The sequence below is a fragment of the bacterium genome, from assembly GCA_021372775.1.
Classification (GTDB): Bacteria; Acidobacteriota; Polarisedimenticolia; order J045; family J045; genus JAJFTU01.
The window spans coordinates 1-6445 of record JAJFTU010000485.1 but is presented as its reverse complement, the minus strand read 5'-3'; the positions used below and the strand labels follow the sequence as shown (position 1 = coordinate 6445).

Annotated in this window: 7 protein-coding genes; 5 read left to right on the top strand and 2 right to left on the bottom strand. The window is 71.5% G+C overall.

All coding sequences use genetic code 11. The annotated features are described in order from the left end of the window. Both ccsA and LLG88_16630 read right to left on the bottom strand, forming a co-directional pair. The coding region (gene ccsA, locus LLG88_16635; protein ID MCE5248535.1) for a cytochrome c biogenesis protein CcsA at positions 1 to 795 on the bottom strand (795 nt) is incomplete at its 3' end. Between the two features lie 27 nt (positions 796 to 822). After that, on the bottom strand, positions 823 to 1242 hold the full coding sequence (locus LLG88_16630; protein MCE5248534.1) for a cytochrome c maturation protein CcmE: 420 nt from the start codon (positions 1240 to 1242) through the stop codon (positions 823 to 825). A gap of 399 nt (positions 1243 to 1641) precedes the next feature. On the opposite strand from LLG88_16630, the gene LLG88_16625 reads away from it, so the two are divergent. The 5 genes from LLG88_16625 to LLG88_16605 all read left to right on the top strand — a co-directional run. Continuing rightward, positions 1642 to 2142, top strand: a complete 501-nt coding sequence (locus LLG88_16625; GenBank protein MCE5248533.1) for a transcription elongation factor GreA — start codon at positions 1642 to 1644, stop codon at positions 2140 to 2142. Then, a complete protein-coding gene (locus LLG88_16620; protein ID MCE5248532.1) occupies positions 2135 to 3043 on the top strand; it encodes a decaprenyl-phosphate phosphoribosyltransferase in 909 nt (302 codons plus the stop codon). The genes LLG88_16625 and LLG88_16620 overlap by 8 nt, the downstream gene beginning before the upstream one ends. Positions 3044 to 3050: 7 nt before the next feature. Further along, a complete protein-coding gene (locus LLG88_16615) occupies positions 3051 to 4133 on the top strand; it encodes a DUF362 domain-containing protein (protein ID MCE5248531.1) in 1083 nt (360 codons plus the stop codon). A gap of 7 nt (positions 4134 to 4140) precedes the next feature. After that, the gene (locus LLG88_16610; GenBank protein MCE5248530.1) at positions 4141 to 5406 is read left to right on the top strand and encodes a hypothetical protein; all 1266 of its coding nucleotides are present in this window, start codon (positions 4141 to 4143) and stop codon (positions 5404 to 5406) included. Between the two features lies 1 nt (position 5407). Continuing rightward, on the top strand, positions 5408 to 6445 hold a 1038-nt coding region (locus tag LLG88_16605), incomplete at its 3' end, for a hypothetical protein (protein ID MCE5248529.1).

The following is a 6445-nucleotide window of genomic DNA, read 5'->3' as shown; positions in this document are numbered from 1 at the left end:
CAGCGTCAGCCAGGGCATCAGGCTGGCGTTCTCGACCGGATCCCAGGCCCAGAAGCCGCCCCAGCCGAGCTCGATGTAGGCCCAGTAGCCGCCGAGCCAGATCCCGAGGGAGAGCGCCGCGAAGGAGGCGAGCGCCCAGCGCCGCGCGGCCGCGGCCCACGCGCCGTCGAGCCGCCCCGCGGCGAGCGCGCCGAGGGCGATCGCCCAGGGGACCGCGCAGGCGACGTAGCCGAGGTAGAGGGTCGGCGGGTGGACGACCATCCAGACGTTCTGCAGCAGCGGGTTCATCCCCTGGCCGTCGGCGGGGATCGCCTCGGCCGGGAGCCGCACGAACGGATTGGCGACGAAGGTCGCCGTCGCGGCGAAGAAGAGGGTCGCGGCGCCGAGCGCGGCGTGTGCCCACGGCACGATCTCGCGCGGCAGGCGCCGGGCGGTCGTCGCGGCGAAGAGGGCGGCGCAGACCGCGAGGAGCGCGGCCCAGAAGAGCAACGAGCCGCTCTGGCCGGCCCAGAGCGCCGAGAGCTTGAACGGCAGCGCCTGCGCGCGGCTGGAGTAGTCGGCGACGTACTCGACGGAGAAGTCGTCGGTCAGCAGGGCGCGGAGCAGGGCGGCGACCGCGATCCCGAGCAGGACGGCGGCCGCGGCGAGGCCGCGCCCCGCGGACTGCGCGAGGCGGCGGCGCATCTCCTCCGTCTCGGGGGCGCGGCCGAGGAATCCGGCGAGCAGCCCCGCGGCGACGGTCCACGCGCAGACGACGAGGGCGGCGACGAGCGCCCCCTGGCCCCAAGTCAGCATGGCGTCCTCATCGAGTTCGGGATCGCTTCAGGACCGGCCGGACTGGCCGCGGGCCTCGTACTTCGAGGGACACTTGGCCAGCATTTCCTTGGCCTCGAACTCCCCGCCGCCCCCCATCTTGCCCGAGACGAGGACCTGCGAGCCGTCGGTGAAGGTGTCGGGGATCCGCGCCCCGCCTCCGCGGGCGTCGAAGAGGACCGGCATCGACTTCTCCCCGCGCGCGTCCCGCAGCGTGAAGCGGACGACGAGGCCGGAGGGATCCTTGCGGATCGAGCCGTCGGCGACGAAGCCGGCGACCCGGACGGGGTGGTCGATCGGCTTGGCGAGGTACTCGTCGATGTCCAGGTAGTAGACGCCGCTGTTCCCGCTCATGGTGCGGGCCATCAAGAAGACCATCGAGGCGACGACGACGCCGGCCAGGACCATGAGCTTCGGGGACAGGGACATCGGCCGTCCTTTCCTCCGCCGCCGGGGCGGCGAACTTCGTCCAAGTCGTAGTTTACCGGGGGCGGCAAACCGGGGCAACGCTTCCGCTTCGCCGCGGCCCCGGAGCGGCGAGCCGCCGCCGCGACTCCCCGCCCGCGACCATGGATGCGGCGGCCCGGCGGGAGGTTGCAACCCGCGGGCCGAGGCCTAGAGCGGGAGGTTGCAACCCGCGGGCCGAGGCCTAGAGCGGGAGGTTGCAACCCGCGGGCCGAGGCCTAGATTGGACTGCGGACGCTTCATGATCCCTTCCGCCGGAGCCCAAGGCCGCTTGGGCTCCCTTCTTTTTCCGGGGCTACACTCATCGTCCGGGCAACGGCGGGCGTCGCACCTCTTCGGCGACGCCGCGGAGAATCGCGAGCCATGCGACGGATCATCGAGAAGTACGAAAAGGAACTGACCGAGCTCAAGCGCGAACTGACGGTGGACCTGCCGAAGGATATTCAGCGGGCCGTCGCGCTGGGCGATCTGCGCGAGAACGCGGAGTACGCCGCCGCCCTCGACCGGCAGCGGTACGTCCAGGCGCGCCTGGGGCAGGTCACGCAGAAGCTGACCCAGCTCTCCACGATCCGCCTCGACCAGATCCCGCAGGGCAAGGCGGCCTTCGGCTCGATCGTCAAGGTCCGGGATCTGGACTCCGACGAAGAACTGCGGTACGAACTGGTCCTCCCGGACGAGGGGGACGTGAGCGCCGGGGAGATCTCCGTGACCTCGCCGATCGGCCGCGCGCTGATGGGGAAGGTCGTCGGGGACGAGGTGACGGTCCGCACGCCGCGCGGCGAGCGCTGCTTCGAGGTGACGGACCTCACGACGCTGCACGACCGCGCCGACGCAAACGAAGGGAGCGGATCGCCGGATGCCTGACAGGAACGCCGCCGCGGTCGTCCTCGGGGTGCTGCGCAGTCTGCGCCCCCTGGATTGGTCGAAGAACGTCTTCCTCTTCGCCGCCTTGGTCTTCGCGCGGCGGCTGACGGACGGCGCGGCGGTCGTTCGGACTCTGGCGGGCTTCGCGGCGTTCTGCGCGCTCGGCTCGGCGGTCTATCTCGTCAACGACGTCCTGGACGTCGAGCGGGACCGGCGCCATCCGGTGAAGCGGCTGCGGCCGATCGCCGCGGGGACCGTGCCGCGCTGGCTCGCGGCGCTCCTCTCGGCGCTGCTGTTCCTCGGCGGGCTGGGGGGCGGGCTGCTGCTCGGCCCGCGCTTCGCCTTCGTCGCCGCGCTCTACGCCGCCTCCTCGCTCGCCTACTGCTTCGGCCTCAAGCGGGCGGTGGTGCTCGACGTGATGATCCTCGCCGCGGGGTACACGCTCCGCGCCGTCGCCGGGGCGCGGGCGATCGACGTCGAGATCTCGAGCTGGCTGCTGATCTGCACCTCGCTGCTGGCGCTGTTCCTCGGCTTCTGCAAGCGGCGGCAGGAGCTGACCTCGCTCGCCGACCGCGCGGCGGGGCACCGGGCGGTCCTCGCCGACTACTCGCCGGCGTTCCTCGACCAGATGATCGCCGTCGTCACCGCCTCGACGGTGATGAGCTACCTGCTCTACGTCTTCAGCGAGGACGTGGTGCGGAAGTTCCACACCCGCTCGCTGGCGCTGACCGCGCCGTTCGTGCTCTACGGCATCTTCCGCTACCTCTACCTCGTCCACGTGCGCGGGGAGGGGGGCCGGCCGTCGCGCGAGCTGGTGACCGACGCGCCGCTGATGATCAACTTCGCGCTCTACGCGCTGACGGTCTTCGTGCTGCTCTACGTGCTGCCCAAGGGGGCGTGAGGTTCCGATGAACTCCAAGGTCGCGGTGCTCAAGACGACCCCCGCGGGGGTCTTCGACGACTATCGCCGCCTCGCGCGGCTGGGCGGCCTCGGCGAGACGCTCGACCCGCGGGCGGACCTGCTGATCAAGCTGAACCTGAGCTGGACGAAGTACTTCCCGGCCTGCTCGACGCAGCCGTGGCAGCTCGAGGGGACGCTGCTCGCGCTGCGCGAGGCCGGCTTCGCGCCGGAGCGGCTGATCCCGGTCGAGAACAAGACGGTCGTGACGAACCCGCGCCAGGGGTGCGCCAACAACCGCTGGGCGCCGGTCTTGGAGCGGTTCGGGCTGACCTTCCGCCCGCTGCCGGAGGAGGAGTGGACGGTCCACGCCTTCAAGGCGCCGCTGCTCCGGCTGAACGAGATCTTCCCCGACGGGATCGAGATCCCGAAGATCTACGAGGGGCGGCAGATCCTCCACCTGCCGACGGTGAAGACGCACGGCCACAGCACGACGACCGGGGCGGTGAAGAACGCCTTCGGCGGGCTGCTCAAGGAAGTGCGGCACTACGCGCACAAGTACATGCACGAGGTCCTGGTGGACCTGGTGCTGATGCAGAAGGAGCTGCACCCGGCGCAGTTCGCGCTGATGGACGGCACGGTCTGCGGCGACGGCGCCGGCCCGCGCACGATGACGCCGAAGGTCGAGAACTACATCCTCGCCGCCGCCGACCCGGTGGCGATCGACGCGGTCGCGGCGAAGATGATGGGCTTCGACCCGCTGTCGATCCCCTACCTGCGGATGTGCCACGAGCGGGGGCTCGGCACGGCCGACCCGCGGGCGATCGAGGTCGTCGGCGAGGACGTCGCGGGGGTGAACTTCGGCTTCCGCACGAAGCGGTCGTTCGTCATCTGGGGCGACCAGATGCTGCGCCGCGGCCCGCTGCGCTTCGCCGAGCACCTGCTGCTGCACACGAAGCTCGTCGCTTGGGCGCCGTTCGCCTCGAACGTCTACCACGACTGGCTCTGGTACCCGACCGTCGGCCGGGCGGTCATCAACGGCTTCCTGAAGACCGAATGGGGCCGCTTCATGGTCGAGCGCTACGGCCGCTGAGGGAACGATGGAAACGGACGTCCGCAAGAATCCCGCCCTGCTGAAGCTGGACCTCTACTGCAAGGGGGCCCACCTCGACGACTCGCTGCACGTCCTCGACGAGGGGGGACGGCCGATCCTGCGCACCCGCGCCGGCCTCGGCAGCGGGCTCGAGGTCGTCCTGCCGGACGAGATGTGGACGAACATCCCCGTCTCCGAGGCGTTCGTGCGCCATTCGCCGTACGTCGTGCGGCGGCGCGAGGACGGCTCGATCTGGATCGACCGCGGGCGGGAGCCGGTCGCGCCGGTGCGGTTGGCGCCGCGGCCGACGTGGTACGACCGCAAGACGACCAGCGGCAAGGCGATGACGTCGGTCGGCACGCTGCAGGGAACCTACCTCGCCGTCTACCCGTCGAAGGTCTGTGAGTACTGGCTGGAGAAGCCGGAGCGGACGAACTGCAAGTTCTGCTCGGTCGGGCTGAACCTCGGCGTGGACGACGCCGAGGACAAGAAGGTCCAGGAGGTCGTCGAGGTCGCCGTCGCCGCGCGCGAAGAGAGCGGCATCACCTACGTGGACTTCAACACCGGGCACTACGAGGGGGAGACGTACCTCGACATCCTCGAGCCGTACGTCAAGGCGGTGAAGGAGGCGACCGGCTGCCTGATCGGCATCCAGACGCCGCCGCACGCCGACCTCTCCCGCTTCGCGCGGCTGAAGGAGCTCGGCGTCAACCGCGCCTCGTTCTGCTTCGAGATCTTCGACGAGGGGATCTTCCGCGAGACCTGCCCGGGGAAGGCGCGGCGCTACGGCCTGAAGCGGTACCTCGACGCCGTGGACTACTGCGCGCGGCTCGGCCGCAGCCAGGGGCTCTCGTTCGACCCGTGGGTCAGCATGGGGGAGATCATCGCCGGGATCGAGCCGCCGGAGTCGTCGATCAAGGCGATCGAGTGGATCACGACCCACGGGGCGATGCCGACGGTCTGCGTCTTCCGCCCGCTGGCCGGGACCGACTACGAGCATCTCCGGCCGCCCCGCACGGAGGACATGATCCCGGTCTTCGCCGCGCAGTACGACCTGTCGATGCGCGGCGGGCTGCCGATCAACGTCGCCCCGAACATCAACGTCTCGCTGGTGCTGCTGCCGTGGGAGTCGCGCTGGCTCGCGCCGGCGCGCGTCCGCGCGCGGCATCGTCTGGGGGAGGCGAAGATGGCCGCGATGCGCGCCGTCTTCGTCCGCGCCTTCCGCCGCCGCCTCGCCGCGTTCGACGCCCGCCGCGCCGCGGCGCGCGCCTGAGATGCCGCGCCGCCGCGCGCCGCGTCCGTTGCCCGACGAGGCGCTGCTCCACCGCCGCGCCTTCGATCTCGCCCCCGACGCGCTGTTCATCGTCGAGCGCGAGCGGGGAATCGTCGCCGTCAACCAAGCCGGCATGAGGCTGCCGTTCGAGCGCGCGCCGAAGGTCGGCGACTCGTTCACCGCCCTCTGGCCGGCGAGCGTGCGGCCGCAGCTCGACGTCTGGATCGAGGCGCTGCACCGCGAGCTGCCGCCGGGCCGGCGCGAGGTGACCGTGCCGCGCCCCGCCGGCGACTGGGTCTTCGAGCTTTCGGGGAGCGGCCTCGGCGAGCCGGGGCTGCGGCAGATCCGCGTGCGCGACGTGACCGAGGCGGTGCGGATGGCGGAGCGGGCGCTGCACGCCGAACGGCTGGCGTCGATCGGGCAGCTCTCCGCGACCTTGGCCCACGAGATCCGCAACACCCTCGCCGGCGTGGACGGCGCGCTGCAGGTCTTCCTGTCCGCGGACGACCTCTCCTCGGCGCGGCGGGCGATCGTCGTCGAGATGCGCGGGCGGATCGCGCGGACGCGGGAGGTCGTGGACGACCTGCTGTCGTACTCGCGGCCGCCGCGTCTCGACCGCCATCCTTGGCCGGTGGGCGACGTGCTCGAGGGGATGCGCGATTCGGTGGCCGGCCACGCCGAGATGGCCGGCGTCTCCGTGCGCCTCGAGGACCGCTGCGCCGGCGACGACGTCGTGCCGGTGGACGCTTTCAACATCCGCCAGGTCGCGCGGAACCTGCTGCTCAACGCGGGGCAGGCGATGGGCGGGCGGGGCGAGGTCGTCGTCTCGGCCGAGGCCCGCGGCGGGCAGGTGCTGTTCGTCTTCGCCGACAGCGGCCCGGGGGTTCCGGACGAGGTCGCGGCGCGGATCTTCGAGCCGTTCTTCACGACGCGGGCCGACGGGACCGGCCTCGGCCTGCCGATCGCGGCGAACATCGTCGAGGCCCACGGGGGCCGGCTCTACCTCGAAAGCGCGCGGCCGGCGCGCTTCGTCGTCGCC

What these genes read in the sequence shown, in the direction of transcription:
- LLG88_16630 (MCE5248534.1), bottom strand. Translation starts at nt 1,242, where the DNA reads ATGTCCCTGTCCCCGAAGCTCATGGTCCTGGCCGGCGTCGTCGTCGCC.
- LLG88_16625 (MCE5248533.1), top strand. Translation starts at nt 1,642, where the DNA reads ATGCGACGGATCATCGAGAAGTACGAAAAGGAACTGACCGAGCTCAAG.
- LLG88_16620 (MCE5248532.1), top strand. Translation starts at nt 2,135, where the DNA reads ATGCCTGACAGGAACGCCGCCGCGGTCGTCCTCGGGGTGCTGCGCAGT.
- LLG88_16615 (MCE5248531.1), top strand. Translation starts at nt 3,051, where the DNA reads ATGAACTCCAAGGTCGCGGTGCTCAAGACGACCCCCGCGGGGGTCTTC.
- LLG88_16610 (MCE5248530.1), top strand. Translation starts at nt 4,141, where the DNA reads ATGGAAACGGACGTCCGCAAGAATCCCGCCCTGCTGAAGCTGGACCTC.